The organism is Mesorhizobium sp. W016, assembly GCF_054719485.1.
On record NZ_JBTTIF010000002.1, the window covers coordinates 466,477 to 483,137 of the forward strand.

Sequence of the window (16,661 nt, forward strand, 5' to 3'; positions counted from 1 at the left end):
TCATCGCGCCAGCCAGCCGCCGTCCACGGGAACCACCGCGCCATGCATATAGTCGGACGCTGGCGCCAGCAGGAACACGGCGGCATCGCCTATGTCTTCCGGCCCGCCCCAACGTCCCGCCGGGATGCGTGCCAGGATGGCAGCACTGCGGTCGGGATCGGCGCGCAACGCCTCGGTGTTGTTGGTTTCGATATAGCCGGGCGCAATGGCGTTGACGTTGATGCCTTTTGCCGCCCATTCGCAGGCAAGCAGCCGGGTTATGCCGAGCGCGCCATGTTTCGACGCGGTATAGGACGCGACGCGGATGCCGCCCTGGAAACTCAGCACCGAGGCGATGTTGACGATCTTGCCGCGCCTCCCGGGATCGGCCAGCACGTGTCTGGCAAAACCCTGGCTGAGAAAGAACAGCGTCTTCAGATTGACGTCGATGACGTCGTCCCAATCGGCCTCGGAGAAATCGACCGCATCGGCGCGGCGGATGATGCCGGCATTGTTGACCAGCCCGTCGATCGGGCCGGTCTTTTCCCAGACCTGGTCGAGCATCGCCTTGGCGGCCGCATGGTCGGCAAGATCGCATCGCACCGCCTCGAACTGGCCACCGGCTTCCGCGACTTGTCTTTCCGTCTCGTCCATCGCCGAGCGGCCGACACCGATGACGGTGCCGCCGGCGCGCGCGATCGAGACGGCGATGCCTTGGCCGATGCCGGTGTTCGCGCCGGTGACCAGGATACGCTTGCCGGCCAGGCTGAAGGAGGAAGGGCCGCTCAACGCAATTCACCCAGCGGCACCGGGTCGACATCGGTGTAGTCGACATTGTCGCCGGCCATCGCCCAGATGAAGGCATAGTTCGAGGTGCCGGCCCCCGAATGGATCGACCAGCCCGGCGACAGCACCGCCTCCTCATTGGCCATCACCAGATGCCGCGTTTCGTCCGGCTCGCCCAGGAAATGGAAGACGCGCGCCGTCTCCGGCAGGTCGAAATAGAGATAGGCCTCCATGCGCCGGTCATGCACATGGCAAGGCATGGTGTTCCACACCGAGCCCGGCGCCAGTTGGGTCATACCGACCACCAGTTGGCAGGTCTTGACGCCATCGGCATGGATGAACTGGAAGATGGAGCGTTCGTTGCAGGTTTCCTTGCTGCCGAGATCGAGGCGCTTGGCATCGCCAATGCGGATCAGCCGGTTGGGATGGGTGTGATGCGCAGGCGCGCTGAGCAGATAGAATTTGGCCAGTGCGCCTTCATCGGCCGATGCGAACGAAACGTCGGTGCTGCCCATGCCGAGATAGAGCATGTCGCGCGCCTGCAACTGGTGGGCCTCGCCATTCGCCGTCACCGAGCCGGCGCCGCCGATGTTGACGATGATCAGCTCGCGGCGGTCGAGAAAATTCCTGGTCCCCGTCGGCTTGATCGCTTCCAGCGGCAGCGCTGTCCCTTCCGGCACGGCGCCGCCGACGATCATGCGGTCATAATGGGCATAGGTCAGGCTGACGCGTCCCGGCTGGAACAGGTCGTCAATATGGAAGTTGTGCCGCAGTTCGTCGGTGCCCATAGAAGCCGCGGCAACCGGGTCGATGGCGAAACGCGAGGTGAAATCGGTATGCGGGTGACTTTGAGACATTACTGCTCCGGCTGAAATGGTTATTCGGATGCCGTCGCCCTGACCGAGTCGGCATAAAAGACCTGGCGGGCGTGCAGGCGCTCGCGGTAGCGCTGCTGGCTGGCGGTGAGATGGGTGCGCATCGCCTCGCGCGCGGCTTCGGCGTCGCCTGACGTGATCGCATTCAGGATCACCAGATGCTCGCGCTGCAGCCCGCGCTGATAGCTGTCGGATTGCACAAGTTCCGTCGACCAGGGCGAGGTCACGTCGCAGGGAATGGCGCGGCGTCCGAGCACATCGAGCATCTCGACATAGAACGGGTTGTTGGTGGCGCTGGCGATTGCCCGGTGGAAGGCGAGATCGGCCGGACCAGTCGGCTCGCTGTTGAGAAGCAGCCGTTCGAATTCGAAGAACGCTTCCTGGATCGCTGCTTCCTGCGCGGCGTTGCGGCGAATGGCGGCGAGCCCGGCCGATTCGATTTCGACGGCCAGGCGCACTTCGAGCACATTGAGCGCGATGGAATCCTTGCTGCCCATGTCGGCGGCGAGCGCGCCGAACATCGTTGAGATGTGCTCGGTGACGAACACGCCTGCGCCCTGGCGCGCCTCGACCAGCCCGTCGGCGGCGAGCTTGGCCAGCGCTTCGCGGATGACGGTGCGGCTGACGCCGAAGGTCTCGGTCAGTTGTCCTTCGGTCGGCAATTTGTAGCCGGGCAGGATCTCGCCCGCCTGCAGCTGCTTGCGGATCGCCGCGACGACGGTCTCCGACAGTTTGGGTTTTCTCTCGACCCTGAGATCAACAGCGCTATCCGATGCCATATCGCACCCCTGTTTGAAGACGTCTATTTGAAGACGCCCTATTTGAACACGCTCGGCAACCAGAGCGAAATCGCCGGAATATAGGTGACCAGCCCCAGGACCACGATGCCCGCGCCATAGAACGGCCAGATCGAGCGCATCGCTTCCCAGACCGTAATCTTGCCGACGGCACAGGCGACGAACTGCACCGTGCCGACCGGTGGCGTGTTGAGCCCAATGCCGAGATTGAGGATGGTGATGACGCCGAAATGCACGGGGTCGACGCCGTAATGGGTGACCAGCGGCAGGAAGATCGGCGTGCAGATGATGATCATCGGCCCCATGTCCATGAAGGTGCCGAGCAGCAGCATCAAGACGTTGAGCAGAAGCAGCACCACCAGCGGATCGGTGGAGATGGCGTTCATGCCTGCGATCAGCAGCACCGGCACTTTGAGATAGGCCATCAGCCAGCTGAACGAGGCCGCCGTGCCGATGATCAGCAGCACCATCGAGGTCGTGCGCACCGCGCCCTTTGTGGCATGGACGAAATCGCCCCAGGCCATCGACCGGTAGACGAAGACGGTGACCAGCAAGGCGTAGATGATGGCGATGCAGGAGCTTTCCGTCGCCGTGAAAACGCCCGAGCGAACGCCGCCGAAGATGATACCGATAAGCAGAAGTCCGGGGATGGCGATGACCGCCAGCTCGCCGACACGCGAGAAGCCGGGAAAGGCCTCGACCGGGTAGCCTCGGCTGCGGGCGACGAAATAGGCGGTGACCATCAGCGAAGCGGCGAACAGCAGGCCAGGCAGGATACCGGCGGTGAACAGGTCGGCGATCGAAATCTTGCCGCCGCCGGCGATCGAATAGATGATCATGTTCTGCGACGGCGGCAGAAGCAGCGCGATCAGCGCCGCCATCGACGTCACGTTGACGGCGTAGTCGGCGCCGTAGCCGCGCGCTTTCATCTGCGGGATCATCAGCCCGCCGACGGCAGCGGCTTCCGCCACCGCCGAGCCGGAAATGCCGCCGAACAACGTCGCGGCGATGATGTTGACCTGACCGAGCCCACCGCGGACATGACCGACCAGCGAGCCGGCAAAGGAAACGATGCGTTGCGCGATGCCGCCGCGCACCATCAGGTCGCCGGCAAAGATGAAGAACGGGATCGCCATCAGCGAGAACGCCGACATGCCCGACTTCAATTGCTGGAACACCACCAGGGGCGGCAGGCCGAGATAAAGCACGGTGGCGAAGGACGCCGCACCCAGGCAAAAGGCGATCGGCGTGCCGGCAAACATCAAAAGCGTGAAGACGCCGAACAGGATCCAGAGTTCCATCTAGGCCTCCTGCACGGCCGGCATTTCCGGCACTTCCTCGAGATTGATATCTTTGTCGATGTCGGCGCCGGACCAGCGCAGCACGATGCGTTCGGCCGAGAACAGGCAGATCAGAAAGCCGCCGGCGACCAGCGGCAGATAGTCGAAACCGCCGGGAAGCTCGAGCGCCGGGATGATGGTCCGCCAGGTCAGCCCGACCAGCTTGCAGCCGTACCAGACCATGCCGAAGCCGAAGCCGAACGCGATCAGGTCGGACAGGGTGCGCAGCGCCCATTTGCTGCCCTTGGGCAGGATATAGAGCAGCACGTCGAAGCCCATATGGTAATTCTCGCGCACGCCGACGGCAGCGCCCAGGAAAATGAACCAGTTCATCAGCATGATGGCGGTGACTTCGGTCCAGCTCGGTGACGCGTTGAGCACGAAGCGGGAAAACACCTGGTAGGCAACAAGCGCGGTCATGGCGACCATCCCGATGCCCGCGAGATAGAGCGCACCGTCGCAAATCTTCGAAAGCACCGCGCTGAAGCGCGGTGGCGCTCCGCTCCTGGCCGTTCCCGCACTCATCCGAACCTCCCGGTCTTTCCGTCCCCTAAAAGCGATTAGCGGGGCGGCGCCATGCCGCCCCGCCAGAAAATCACTTGGTCGCCTGGATGCGCGTCGCGAGGTCCTTGAGCTCCGGCGTCTTCAGATACTTGTCGTAGACCGGCTTCATCGCATCGATCAGCGGCTGCTTGTCGATCTCGCTGACCTTGACGCCGGCCTTCTCGACGATCTCTCGCGACTTCTTCTCCTGCGCGTCCCACAATTCGCGCATCTTGACGACGCTGTCCTTGGCCGCCTGCTTGACGATCGCCTGGTCTTCCGGCGTCAGTCTGTCCCAGCTCGACTTCGACATTACCAGCACTTCCGGCACGATCTGGTGCTGGTCGACGGTGTAGTGCTTGGCGACTTCGTAGTGCTTGGCGGATTCGAAGCTGGGCCAGTTGTTCTCGGCGCCGTCGATGACGCCGGTTTCGAGCGCCGAATAGACCTCGCCATAGGCCATCGGCGTGGCGTTTGCGCCAAGCGCGTTGACCATGTCGACGAACACGTCGGACTGGATGACGCGGAACTTCATGCCTTTCAGATCGGCGATCGAGGTGATGTCCTTCTTGGTGTTGTAGAAGGAACGGGCGCCGGAATCGTAGAAGGCAAGGCCGACCAGATCATGCGTCTCGAAGGCCTTGAGGATCTCGTCGCCGATCGGCCCGTCCATGACATGGCGCATGTGCTCGACCGAACGGAACATGTAGGGCAGCGACGGCACCGCGGTTTCCGGCACGATGCCGTTGAACGGACCCATCGAGACGCGGTTCAGATCGATGACACCGGTCTGCGTCTGCTCGATCGTGTCTTTTTCCTCGCCGAGCTGCGCCGAATGATAGACCTCGACCGAATAGCGGCCGGCGGTGCGCTCCTTGATGAGCTCGCCGAGATATTTGACCGCCTCGACGGTCGGATACCCGTCCGGATGGGTGTCGGCCGAGCGCAGTACGGTCTGGGCGCCGGCAACGCCGATCATCAGCGAGCCGAAGGCGAATGTGGCTGCCATCAGTTTTGAAAAATGCAACATGACTGTCTTCCTCCCTTTTAAAATTCCACGCGCCCGGCTCACAGCCGGTACGCCTTCTTGGCAAGCGTGTAGGCAAGCTCCCGCGCCAGCTCATGCGCCTCGTCCTCACGCAGCCGGTGCTCGGCGACGAGACGGGCGAGAAAGGCGCAGTCAACCCGGCGCGCCACATCGTGACGGGCGGGAATCGACGGAAAGGCACGGGTGTCATCGTTGAAGCCGACGGTGTTGTAGAAGCCGGCGGTCTCGGTGGTCATCTCGCGGAACCGGCGCATGCCTTCCGGACTGTCGTGGAACCACCAGGCCGGCCCGAGCTTCAACGCCGGATAGACGCCGGCCAGCGGCGCCAGTTCGCGCGCGTAGCTGGTCTCGTCGAGCGTGAACAGAATGATGGAGAGGTCGCGCTCCAGCCCGACGCAGTCGAGCAAGGGTTTGAGCGCCGCGGCATAGTCGGTGCGGGTCGGAATATCGAAGCCTTTGTCGCGGCCGAATTTTTGGAAAACACCAGGCGAGTGGTTGCGCCAGGAGCCGGGATGGATCTGCATGACCAGCCCGTCGTCGCGGCTCATCTTGGCCATTTCGGTCAGCATCTGGGCGCGAAACAGCTTGCGCTCGCGCTCGTCGTCCGAGCCGCGGCGGATGCGGTTGAACAGCTCTTCCGCCGCCGCATCGGAAAGATTGGCGGTCTCGGCCGTCGGATGGCCGTGGTCCGACGAGGTTGCGCCGAAGCTTTTGAAGAAGGCGCGGCGCTGGCGATGCGCGTCGAGATAGCCGGCCCATGTGCCGGTGTCGCAGCCGGCGATCTCGCCCAGACGATCGAGATTGGCCGAAAATCCTTCGAAGTCGGGATCGACGACGGCATCCGGCCTGTAGGCAGTGATGACGCGGCCCTGCCAGCCGCTGTCGCGGATCGTCTTGTGCCATTGGAGATCGTCGAGTGCGCCCTCGGTCGTCGCGATGACCTCGATGTTGAAGCGCTCGAACAGCGCGCGTGGGCGATAATCGTCGCGCTGCAAAAGCGCCGCGATGGTGTCGTAATGGCGGCTAGCGGTGCTGGCGTTGAGCGGCTCTTCGATGCCGAACAGATGCTCGAGCACATGGTCGAGCCACAACCGCGTCGGCGTGCCGCGGAAGAGGTAATAGTGCTCGGCGAAGCGCCGCCAGATCGCCCTGGGATCGGTCTCGACCGGCGAGCCGTCGAGGGTCGGGACGCCGAGATCTTCCAGCCGCACGCCCTGGCTGAACAGCATACGGAAAATGTAGTGGTCGGGCACCACCAGCAATTGCGCGGGATCGGGGAATGGCTCGTTGAGCGCATACCAACGCGGATCGGTGTGGCCGTGCGGGCTGATGATCGGCAGGTCCTTGATGCCGGCATGGAGATCGCGCGCGATCGACAGCGCGCGCCCTTCGGCGGCAAAAAGCAGATCCGGATCGGTCAGTCCCGCCACGTCGTTCCTCCCAGGGGCGATATCGGTAGGATTGGAAAGAAATAATGTCAACATACAAAAACTGGATTGTTGTATGATGACTTTTAACCGGCGTCAGGTCATTGTGCGGCGGAAGAGCGGATGTTACGCCGCTAGCAGATCCCGCCCCGCACACCATCCAGCGACAAGCCGCGCCCAACAAGCCAAGCCATGACCAGCAGACGCCTTTCCAACGCAACAGTGCAATCCTTGCCGGCCTCGGTCGCGGTCCCCCCCTATGATCGCGCCAGTGTCGCCCCAGGCATCGTCCATCTCGGCGTTGGAGCCTTCCACCGTGCCCATCAGGCCGCCTATGTCGATGACTGCCTAGCGGCCGGCGAGACCGGCTGGGGCATTGTCGGCGTCTCGCTGCGCAGCCCCGACACGCGCGATGCGCTGACGCCACAGGACGGGCTCTACACGCTGGCGGTGCGCGGCAGCGATGGCGAAGCGCTGCACATTATCGGCTCGATCCAGTCGATGCTGGTCGCGCCGGAAGACCCCGGCGCGGTGCTGGCCGCGCTGACCGACCCGCGCACCCGCATCGTCACCCTGACCATCACCGAAAAGGCCTATCTCAGGGCCGCCGACGGCAGCCTCGACGAAAACCATCCCGATATCGTCCACGATCTGGGCAATCCCGGATCTCCCAGGACAGCGCATGGATTCCTGGCGGAAGCGCTGGTGCGACGCCGGGCCGCCGGCACGCCGCCCTTCACCGTGCTTTGCTGCGACAACCTGCCGGCCAATGGCGCCACGCTGCACCGGCTGCTGGTCGGGTTTGCAAAACTGCGCGATGCCGGCGCTGCTGCTTCAGGCGACGCTGCCCTCGCCGGTCATATAGCCGATGACGTTGCATTCCCATCGAGCATGGTCGACCGCATCGTGCCGGCAACCACCGATGCCGACCGGGCGCGCATCGCGGTCGAACTCGGCCTCGAGGACGCCTGGCCGGTGATGACCGAACCGTTCCGGCAATGGGTGATCGAAAACAGGTTTCCAGCCGGCCGCCCGGCCTGGGAGAAATTCGGCGTCACCATGGTCGAGGATGTCCGGCCGTTCGAGGACATGAAGCTTCGGCTGCTCAACGGCGCCCATTCGGGCATCGCCTATATCGGCCTGCTCAGCGGCCACGTCACCGTCGACCGCGCCTTCGCGGATCCCGCGATCCGCGCGTTCGTCGACCGGCTCTGGGCCGAGGCCATCCCGACATTGCCTGGGGATGCCGGGCTCGACACGTCAGCCTATACGGCCGAACTTGCCGAACGTTTCTCCAACACCGCGCTGGCCCACCGCACCGCGCAGATCGCCAATGACGGCAGCCAGAAATTGCCGCAGCGCATTGTCGCTACCGCCATCGAGTGCATCCAGGCCGGCCTGGTCCCGGAGCATCTGACGCTGGTGATCGCCGCCTGGATCGCCGCCTGCGAGGCGCGCGGCAAGGACCTGCCGGAAGCCCACTTTACCGATCCGCTCGACGCGGCGCTGGCGGCGCTCGACGAACGACGGATGCTGGAACGAGTAGCGGCGGTGTTCGACTGGGCCGGCTTCGCCAGCGGCAAGCCCGAGCGGCAGACGCTGATCGAACTGGTCGCCGCTCATCGCGAGCATATCCTGCAAGGCGGGATCGTGCTTGCGCTCTCAGCGCTCGGCATACCGGAGCCGACAAACGTAGGCTGAAGCTGGTCCGGAACCGCCCATTTCAAGCCTATTGTCCCGCCGGAGCGTCCAGCCTCTGCCGCGACGAATACTCCGTGCCTTGCGAATTCCAGAACAGTCGCACTGCCTTGCCGACCAGGTTTTCGGCAGGAACGAAGCCGACACTGAGCCGGCTATCGGAGGAATTATCCCTGTTGTCGCCAAGCACGAAATAGTGGCCTTCGGGCACGTCGAACACCCGCGTGTTGTCGGTTATTGAATTGTCCGTAAGACTGATGACGGAATAGGAAACGCCGTTGGGGAGGGTTTCACGTTGCAGTCTGGCGCTTTGGGGAGAGTCCTCGGAGCTGTACGGACCAACATCCTCGAGTTTGACCGCCACACCATTGATGCGAAGGATTCCGTCGACCATCTGGATTTTGTCGCCCGGCAGTCCAACGACCCGCTTGACGTAGTCGATGCTCGGATCCGCTGGAAATTTGAACACCACAATATCTCCGCGCTTCGGCTCGGCGGCAAAGATCCGGCCTTCGAAGGGCAGCAGCCCAAGAGGAACACTGTAGCGGCTGTAACCATAGGCAAACTTCGAGACGAAGAAATAGTCGCCGAGTTCCAGCGTTGTTGTCATGCTGCCTGCCGGGGTCGAAAACGGCTGGAAGAGGAATGTGCGGATCGCTAACGCGGCTCCGTAGGAGGTCAGCACGGCCAACAGCAGCACCGAAAGGCCGTGTGAATACCACCGGTTCGGTCTGTATCGTGACGCGAAAGGCACGACGAGCGCTACCCACAGGACCATGAGACCTAAACTGGAGAGATCCACCAGCCAGGCGAGATCGACCCCCGGCAGAACCGGGAATCCCACATATGTCAGCGCAATGCTTATGGCGCTGATCACCACCAGGCTGGCAACCGCCGGCCGGCCGGCGCCGATCCAAAGGAACCCGCCGAACGGACCGCCAAAGGCCGCGATCAGCGCCGTCGTCCACCGGGATCGCGAGGCCGCTTCCGGTTGCGTTGTCTGTTCCGTCATCGGCCACCCCAAATCGATAGACAGCCGGACTGTCGAACAACCAGAAAGCAGGGGCAAGCCCCGATCCGACTGTACCGCCGCAGCCAAATCGCGGTTCCGCCGGCGCCATCGCCTAATACAAGCTCATCTCGCCCTGACTGGCAGCCGGCATGCCGCCACCCGATCTGATCATGCTGGCTGCCCGCCCTGAAATCCCGCCAAGGCCCTGCGCCTATGCGAGACGATCCAGGATGGCGGCCGCAACAAAAAAGCCGGGCTGAGCCCGGCCTTTTCTTCAAGTCATTCTGCGGCTTACGCCGGCAGCAGCGCGCCTTCGAGCGTGGTAAGCTGGCTAAGGAACTGCTCCGCCTTGCTGCGGCTCTGGTCGTCCTTGGCGTCGGCGGCGTCTTCCTTGGCTTCCTGGATGCGGCGGGCGAGATCGGCGCGGTCGATATCGCCGACGGCGACCGCCGATTCGGCGAGCAGCGTGCAGCCGGCAGGGACGATGTCGGCAAAGCCGCCGAACACCACATAGCGCTCTTCCTTGCCGCCGGCGGTCTTCAGCGTGACGACGCCCGGCTTGATCGTGGTCATGACTGGCGCATGGTGCGCCATGACTGTCATTTCACCTTCGGCGCCTGGAATGACGACGGACTCGACCTGCTCGGAAACCAGGAGGCGCTCCGGCGAGACCAGTTCGAACTTGAAAGCTTCAGCCATGTCAATTTAGTGAGTAGGGAATAGTGAGTAGGGAGTAGGGAGAGGACAGCTGTCCTGATCACCCGGCCGCTATTCACTACTGACTACTGACTACTCCCTATTGCCTTGATTACGCTGCTTCAGCCGCCAGGCGCTGAGCCTTCTCGACCGCTTCGTCGATGCCGCCGACCATGTAGAAGGCGGCTTCCGGCAGGTGATCGTAGTCGCCGTTGCAGAGGCCCTTGAAGCCCTTGATTGTGTCGGCGAGGTCGACCAGCTTGCCCGGCGCACCCGTAAACACTTCGGCGACGAAGAACGGCTGCGACAGGAAGCGCTCGATCTTGCGGGCGCGGGCCACCGTCTGCTTGTCCTCTTCCGACAGCTCATCCATGCCAAGGATGGCGATAATGTCCTGCAGCGACTTGTAGCGCTGGAGGATCGACTGCACCTGGCGGGCGACGGCATAGTGCTCCTCGCCGACGACCAGCGGATCGAGCATGCGCGAGGTCGAGTCGAGCGGATCGACGGCGGGGTAGATGCCCTTTTCCGAGATCGCGCGGTTGAGCACGGTCGTCGCGTCCAGGTGGGCGAACGAGGTCGCAGGCGCCGGGTCGGTCAAATCGTCGGCCGGCACGTAGATCGCCTGCACCGAAGTGATCGAACCCTTGGTCGTTGTGGTGATGCGTTCCTGCAGCGCACCCATGTCGGTGGCCAGCGTTGGCTGGTAACCCACGGCCGAAGGAATACGGCCGAGCAGCGCCGACACTTCAGAACCGGCCTGCGTGAAGCGGAAGATGTTGTCGACGAAGAACAGCACGTCCTGGCCCTGGTCGCGGAAATATTCGGCGACCGTCAGGCCGGTCAGGCCGACGCGGGCACGCGCGCCCGGCGGCTCGTTCATCTGGCCATAGACCAGTGCCGCCTTGGAGCCTTCGCCGCCGCCCTTCTTGTTGACGCCGGACTCGATGAACTCGTGATAAAGATCGTTGCCCTCGCGGGTGCGCTCGCCGACGCCGGCGAAGACCGAGAAGCCGCCATGCGCCTTGGCGACGTTGTTGATCAGCTCCTGGATCAGAACCGTCTTGCCGACGCCGGCGCCGCCGAACAGGCCGATCTTGCCTCCGCGGGCGTAGGGCGCCAGAAGGTCGAGCACCTTGATGCCGGTGATCAGGATCTGCGCTTCCGTCGACTGTTCGACATAGGTAGGCGCCGGCTGGTGGATGGCGCGCATCTCGATGCCGTCGACCGGGCCTTCTTCGTCGACCGGCTCGCCGATGACGTTGATGATGCGGCCGAGCATGCCCGGGCCGACCGGAACGGTGATCGGCGCGCCGGTGTCATAGACGTCCTGGCCGCGAACCAGGCCTTCGGTGGAATCCATGGCGATGCAGCGCACGGTGTTTTCGCCCAGATGCTGGGCAACTTCGAGCACCAGGCGGTTGCCGACATTGGAGGTTTCGATGGCGTTCAAAATGGCCGGCAGATGATCACCGAACTGCACGTCGACGACGGCGCCGATGACCTGGCGAACCTTGCCGATGGCGCCGGTCTTCTTGACGGCAACGCTCGTCGTCTTCGCTGCCGGGGCCGCGGCCTTGGCGGGCGCGGCCGCCTTCTTGGCCGGAGCGGCCTTCGCCGCTGCTGCCGGAGCCTTTGCGGCCGCTTTGGGGGCCGTCTTCGCGGGGGTCGCTGCTTTCGCCATCGTCTTTACCCTTCTCGTCCTTTGTTTCTCACGCTCCATCAGAAGGTCGATGACCTCCTGGCGGTCGCGCCTAGAGCGCTTCGGCGCCCGAAATGATTTCGATCAGTTCCTTGGTGATCTGCGCCTGCCGCTGGCGGTTATAGGTGATCGACAGTTTGTTGATCATGTCGCCGGCATTGCGCGTTGCATTGTCCATGGCGCTCATTTTGGCGCCCATCTCGCCGGCTGCGTTTTCGAGCAGCGCGCGGAAGACCTGGACCGAGATGTTGCGCGGAATGAGGTCGGTGAGGATCTCGCCCGGCTCCGGCTCGTATTCGTAGACGGCATTGCCACCGGCGGTCGCTTCGGCGGGAGCCGAAGCCACGCCGGCAGGAATGATCTGCTGCGCGGTCGGAATCTGGCTGATCACCGACTTGAACTGCGAATAAAACAGCGTGCAGATATCGAAGCCGCCTTCGCCGAACAGATGGATGATCTTACGGGCGATCGCATCGGCATTGACGAAGCCGAGCTTCTTGACATCGCGTAGGTCGACGCGGTCGATAATCAGCGAGGCATAGTCTCGGCGCAGAATGTCGAAACCCTTCTTGCCGACGCAGATGATCTTGACCTGCTTGCCGTCGGCCAGAAGCCGGCGGATATGGTCGCGGGCCAGACGTGCGATCTGCGAGTTGAAGCCGCCGCACAGGCCGCGCTCGGCCGTGCAGACGACGAGCAGATGCACATCGTCCTTGCCGGTGCCGGTCATCAGCGCCGGGGCATCGCCGCCGCCGCCGATCGCCTGCGTGATATTGGCCAGCACCGCACCCATCCGCTCGGAATAGGGACGCGCCGCTTCCGCCGCTTCCTGCGCGCGGCGCAGCTTCGCCGCGGCGACCATCTGCATCGCCTTGGTGATCTTCTGCGTCGCCTTGACCGAGGCGATACGGTTACGAAGGTCTTTTAATGAAGGCATGCTTCAAACCTGATCCCGAGCGTCCGGCTTCTTCTCAAGCGAAGGTCTTGGCGAAGGCGTCGATCTCGGCCTTCAGCTTGGCGCGCAGATCGTCCGACAGCGCCTTTTCCTTGCGGATGCCGTCCAGCACGTCCTTGCCGGCCGAGCGCATATGGCTGAGCAGGCCGTGCTCGAACTTGCCGACCTGGTTCAGCGCCAGCTTGTCGAGATAGCCGTTGACGCCGGCGAAGATCACCGTGACCTGCTCCTCGACCTTGAGCGGCGAGAACTGCGGCTGCTTCAACAGTTCGGTCAGGCGCGAGCCGCGGTTGAGCAGGCGCTGCGTGGCGGCGTCGAGATCGGAGCCGAACTGCGCGAACGCAGCCATTTCGCGGTACTGCGCGAGCTCGCCCTTGATCGAGCCGGCGACCTGCTTCATCGCCTTGATTTGCGCCGACGAACCGACGCGCGACACCGACAGGCCGACGTTGACCGCCGGACGGATGCCCTGGAAGAACAGGTTGGTTTCGAGGAAGATCTGGCCGTCGGTGATCGAGATCACGTTGGTCGGGATGTAGGCCGACACGTCGTTGGCCTGCGTCTCGATGATCGGCAGCGCGGTCAGCGAACCGCCGCCCAGATCGTCGTTGAGCTTGGCGGCGCGCTCGAGCAGGCGCGAATGCAGGTAGAACACGTCGCCCGGATAGGCTTCGCGACCCGGCGGGCGGCGCAGCAAGAGCGACATCTGGCGATAGGCGACGGCCTGCTTCGACAGATCGTCATAGCTGATCAGCGCATGCATGCCGTTGTCGCGGAAATATTCGCCCATGGTGGCGCCGGTGAACGGCGCCAGGAACTGCATCGGCGCCGGATCGGAAGCTGTGGCGGCGACGATGATCGAATATTCAAGGGCGCCGCGCTCTTCGAGAACCTTCACGAACTGCGCGACCGTCGAGCGCTTCTGCCCGATGGCGACGTAGACGCAGTAGAGCTTTTCCTTTTCCGGCCCGTTGTCGTGCACGGCCTTCTGGTTGAGCATCGTGTCGAGGATGATCGCGGTCTTGCCGGTCTGGCGATCGCCGATGACCAGCTCGCGCTGGCCGCGGCCAACGGGGATCAGCGCATCGATGGCCTTGAGGCCGGTCGACATCGGCTCGTTGACCGACTTGCGCGGGATGATGCCTGGCGCCTTGACGTCGACGCGCTTGCGTTCGGTCGCCTTGATCGGGCCCTTGCCGTCGATCGGATTCCCGAGCGCGTCGACGACGCGGCCGAGCAGGCCCATGCCGACAGGCGTATCGACGATGGCGCCGGTGCGTTTGACGATGTCGCCTTCCTTGATGTCGCGGTCGGCGCCGAAGATGACGACGCCGACATTGTCGGCTTCGAGGTTGAGCGCCATGCCGCGGATGCCGCCGGGGAATTCGACCATTTCGCCGGCCTGGACATTGTCGAGGCCGTAGACGCGAGCGATACCGTCACCGACGGACAGCACCTGGCCGACTTCGGAGACCTCGGCCTCCTTGCCGAAATTCTTGATCTGGTCTTTGAGAATTGCGGAAATTTCCGCAGCGCGGATGTCCATCAGCCGACCTCTTTCAGTGCAAGCTTGAGCGAATTGAGTTTGGTTTTGAGCGACGTATCGATCTGGCGCGAGCCCATCTTGACCACCAGCCCGCCGAGCAGCGACGGATCGACGGTAACAGTGATGGCCACGTCCTTGCCGGCGACGCCTTTCAGCGCGGCCTTGAGTTCGGTCTGCTGGGCAGCCGTCAGTTCATGCGCCGAAGTGACCTCGGCTGATGTCTCACCGCGCTGTTCGGCGGCGATCTTGCGAAAAGCCTTGATCATGCCGGGCACCGCGAAGAGCCGGCGGTTGCGGGCGACGACGCGCAGGAAATTGCCGGTCAGGCCGGTGATGCCGGCCTTGTCGGCGATCGACGCGATTGCCTTGGCCTGGTCCTCGCTGGAGAACACCGGGCTGTTGATGAGGCGCGTCAGGTCGGCGCTGTCATCCAGCATCCTGGCGAAACTGTCGAGGTCGGCCTCGACCTTGGCCACCGAATTCGACTGCCGCGCAAGTTCGAACAGCGAACCCGCGTAGCGTTCTGCGACACCCGAGATTGGCGATGACGATTGAGCCACGGACCGTCTTTTCTCTTGTCTGAGGGGCCGCAGATTGTTGGCGCGAGCAAAAACTCTGGCTAAATCTTTGACCTTACTAAGTTTTTCCAAGCACGGAGGCGCGGCTTCCGCTATCCCCGGCCGAAAGTCGATTGCCGTCTAGCACAGGCATTTTAAGACCGCAATGCGTCGTCCCGCATGCTTTTCGGGCACTATTGTCGCATCCGGCCGCAGAGTTCAACCGAAGCCTTTGGATTGGCTGCCGATTCAGGGCAGAAAGCCGAAGACGAAGGCAAGCGGCAACGCGGCCAGGACGAGTTCGACGACGATCGACGCCCAGTTGAAAGGCGTGTTGGCGCCGTCCGACATCATCGACAGCAAACGGCCAAAAGCGGTGAACAGCCAGGAAAAGCCGAGTGCCATATAGAGCCACGGCTGCGCCAACAGAATGCAGCACAGGCTGACGCCGAGATAGAAGCCCGACATCCGGCCGCGCCCTTCCGCGATTGCCGCTGCCCTTTCGGGCCGGACCTGCAGCCGCAGAATCCGAAATGCCAGCCCTGGCGCGAGGAAAAACAGCAGACCGAGCGCCAAGGTGACGACGGCGCTGGACCAAGCCAGCCATTCGCCCTGGCTGGTCGGCCACGGAAACGCAAATTCCATCTTGCTTTCATCCCCTCACAGCAATGCCGGATGTATTGAATGTCGCTGCAAAAAGAAGTCAAGCGCGCGGCAGTTTTGGCACGCAATTCGTGAAGGAGCGGAAGGCTGTTTAGGCCGCGCGCGCGTCCGGCCAGCATCGTGGCCAACCTGTATTGTCAGGCGACGCCTCACTCCTATCTGCAGGACCGGTTTTGCACAGCCAAAGGCCCCGACACCGATCGCCTTTATTTCCTGACCGGGCACCTCAATCTGGCCGGCACGGAAGCAGATCGATGGAAGCTGAAAGTGGTCGGCAGCGGCAATGTCGCCGTGGCTGCCCAGCCCTGATGCTTGTTTTGACCCTTCAGGGCAGCATGAATGCGACCGCCGCCTCGGCATGGATGCGCGTGGTGTCGAACACCGGAATGTCGAAATCGCGCTCGCCAATCAACATGGTGATCTCGGTGCAGCCCATGATGATGCCATCGATCTTCTCATCGCGCCGCAGACGGGCGACCTCGTCGATATAGGCCGCCTTCGATGCCGCGTTGACGATGCCCCGGCAGAGCTCGTCGTAGATTACCTGGTGCACCATGTCGCGCCCGGCCTGGTCCGGCACCACGGGCTGCAGCCCGTATTTCTCCGTCAGCCGGCCCTTGTAGAAATCCTGCTCCATGGTGAAGCGGGTCGCCAGCAGCGCCGGCCGCTTGACGCCGGCGCCCTTGACCGCGACGGCCGTGGCGTCGGCAATGTGGATAAGCGGGATCGACACCGCCGCCTGTACCCGGTCGGCGAGCTTGTGCATGGTGTTGGTGCATATCAAAAGCCCCTCTGCGCCGCCCGCCTCCAGCTTGCGCGCCGCATCCGCCAGCAGCACGCCCGCACTGTCCCAGTCGCCATGATGCTGCCGGTCGGCGATTTCGGCGAAGTCGAAGGAATAGAGCAACAGCTTTGCCGAATGCAGCCCGCTCAGCCGCTCGCGCACGATCTCGTTGAGCAGGCGATAATAGATCGCCGTCGATTCCCAGCTCATGCCGCCGATGAGGCCAAGGGTTTTCATGCGCTGAGCCTCCAGC

The 16,661-nt window shown here is 63.3% G+C and carries 17 protein-coding genes; 2 read left to right on the forward strand and 15 right to left on the reverse strand.

Annotation, left to right across the window (positions count from 1 at the left end):
* The 7 genes from kduD to uxaC all read right to left on the reverse strand — a co-directional run bounded on the left by kduD (position 1) and on the right by uxaC (position 6,798).
* Positions 1 to 768: a 2-dehydro-3-deoxy-D-gluconate 5-dehydrogenase KduD gene (gene kduD, locus ACYG9V_RS02680; protein WP_352765224.1), complete on the reverse strand. Its 768-nt coding sequence runs from the start codon at positions 766 to 768 to the stop codon at positions 1 to 3.
* Positions 765 to 1,622, reverse strand: a complete 858-nt coding sequence (gene kduI / locus ACYG9V_RS02685; protein ID WP_352765222.1) for a 5-dehydro-4-deoxy-D-glucuronate isomerase — start codon at positions 1,620 to 1,622, stop codon at positions 765 to 767. The genes kduD and kduI overlap by 4 nt, the downstream gene beginning before the upstream one ends.
* Positions 1,623 to 1,642: 20 nt before the next feature.
* Entirely contained in the window at positions 1,643 to 2,419 is a 777-nt protein-coding gene (locus ACYG9V_RS02690; protein ID WP_352765221.1) for a FadR/GntR family transcriptional regulator, read from the reverse strand.
* 38 nt (positions 2,420 to 2,457) lie between these two features.
* Positions 2,458 to 3,738 (reverse strand): TRAP transporter large permease, encoded by a 1,281-nt coding sequence (locus ACYG9V_RS02695; protein ID WP_023693176.1) that lies wholly within the window; start codon positions 3,736 to 3,738, stop codon positions 2,458 to 2,460.
* A complete protein-coding gene (locus ACYG9V_RS02700) occupies positions 3,739 to 4,302 on the reverse strand; it encodes a TRAP transporter small permease (RefSeq protein WP_460221906.1) in 564 nt (187 codons plus the stop codon).
* Between the two features lie 70 nt (positions 4,303 to 4,372).
* On the reverse strand, positions 4,373 to 5,350 hold the full coding sequence (locus ACYG9V_RS02705) for a TRAP transporter substrate-binding protein (protein WP_023684104.1): 978 nt from the start codon (positions 5,348 to 5,350) through the stop codon (positions 4,373 to 4,375).
* A gap of 38 nt (positions 5,351 to 5,388) precedes the next feature.
* Complete coding sequence (gene uxaC / locus ACYG9V_RS02710; RefSeq protein ID WP_023698223.1) at positions 5,389 to 6,798, reverse strand: glucuronate isomerase; 1,410 nt, start codon at positions 6,796 to 6,798, stop codon at positions 5,389 to 5,391.
* 189 nt (positions 6,799 to 6,987) lie between these two features.
* Here uxaC and ACYG9V_RS02715 point away from each other — a divergent pair, with 189 nt between their 5' ends.
* Complete coding sequence (locus ACYG9V_RS02715) at positions 6,988 to 8,496, forward strand: mannitol dehydrogenase family protein (RefSeq protein ID WP_023688888.1); 1,509 nt, start codon at positions 6,988 to 6,990, stop codon at positions 8,494 to 8,496.
* A 28-nt stretch (positions 8,497 to 8,524) separates the two neighbouring features.
* Here the strand turns inward: ACYG9V_RS02715 and lepB are convergent, their stop codons facing one another.
* The 7 genes from lepB to ACYG9V_RS02750 all read right to left on the reverse strand — a co-directional run bounded on the left by lepB (position 8,525) and on the right by ACYG9V_RS02750 (position 15,606).
* The gene (gene lepB / locus ACYG9V_RS02720; protein ID WP_352765279.1) at positions 8,525 to 9,271 is read right to left on the reverse strand and encodes a signal peptidase I; all 747 of its coding nucleotides are present in this window, start codon (positions 9,269 to 9,271) and stop codon (positions 8,525 to 8,527) included.
* Between the two features lie 525 nt (positions 9,272 to 9,796).
* Positions 9,797 to 10,204, reverse strand: a complete 408-nt coding sequence (locus ACYG9V_RS02725) for a F0F1 ATP synthase subunit epsilon (protein WP_023668674.1) — start codon at positions 10,202 to 10,204, stop codon at positions 9,797 to 9,799.
* 109 nt (positions 10,205 to 10,313) lie between these two features.
* Complete coding sequence (atpD, locus tag ACYG9V_RS02730; protein ID WP_023668673.1) at positions 10,314 to 11,885, reverse strand: F0F1 ATP synthase subunit beta; 1,572 nt, start codon at positions 11,883 to 11,885, stop codon at positions 10,314 to 10,316.
* 70 nt (positions 11,886 to 11,955) lie between these two features.
* Positions 11,956 to 12,840, reverse strand: coding sequence for a F0F1 ATP synthase subunit gamma (locus ACYG9V_RS02735; RefSeq protein ID WP_023668672.1), 885 nt, complete (start codon positions 12,838 to 12,840; stop codon positions 11,956 to 11,958).
* 34 nt (positions 12,841 to 12,874) lie between these two features.
* Complete coding sequence (gene atpA / locus ACYG9V_RS02740) at positions 12,875 to 14,404, reverse strand: F0F1 ATP synthase subunit alpha (protein WP_023684101.1); 1,530 nt, start codon at positions 14,402 to 14,404, stop codon at positions 12,875 to 12,877.
* On the reverse strand, positions 14,404 to 14,964 hold the full coding sequence (locus tag ACYG9V_RS02745) for a F0F1 ATP synthase subunit delta (RefSeq protein ID WP_023688887.1): 561 nt from the start codon (positions 14,962 to 14,964) through the stop codon (positions 14,404 to 14,406). The genes atpA and ACYG9V_RS02745 overlap by 1 nt, the downstream gene beginning before the upstream one ends.
* 246 nt (positions 14,965 to 15,210) lie before the next feature.
* Positions 15,211 to 15,606 (reverse strand): AGROH133_08824 family phage infection protein, encoded by a 396-nt coding sequence (locus ACYG9V_RS02750; RefSeq protein WP_023684099.1) that lies wholly within the window; start codon positions 15,604 to 15,606, stop codon positions 15,211 to 15,213.
* A 138-nt stretch (positions 15,607 to 15,744) separates the two neighbouring features.
* Here ACYG9V_RS02750 and ACYG9V_RS02755 point away from each other — a divergent pair, with 138 nt between their 5' ends.
* Complete coding sequence (locus tag ACYG9V_RS02755; protein ID WP_023726136.1) at positions 15,745 to 15,933, forward strand: hypothetical protein; 189 nt, start codon at positions 15,745 to 15,747, stop codon at positions 15,931 to 15,933.
* A 16-nt stretch (positions 15,934 to 15,949) separates the two neighbouring features.
* Here ACYG9V_RS02755 and ACYG9V_RS02760 read toward each other — a convergent pair whose 3' ends face one another.
* A complete protein-coding gene (locus ACYG9V_RS02760) occupies positions 15,950 to 16,645 on the reverse strand; it encodes an aspartate/glutamate racemase family protein (protein WP_352765219.1) in 696 nt (231 codons plus the stop codon).
* Between the last annotated feature and the right edge of the window lie 16 nt (positions 16,646 to 16,661).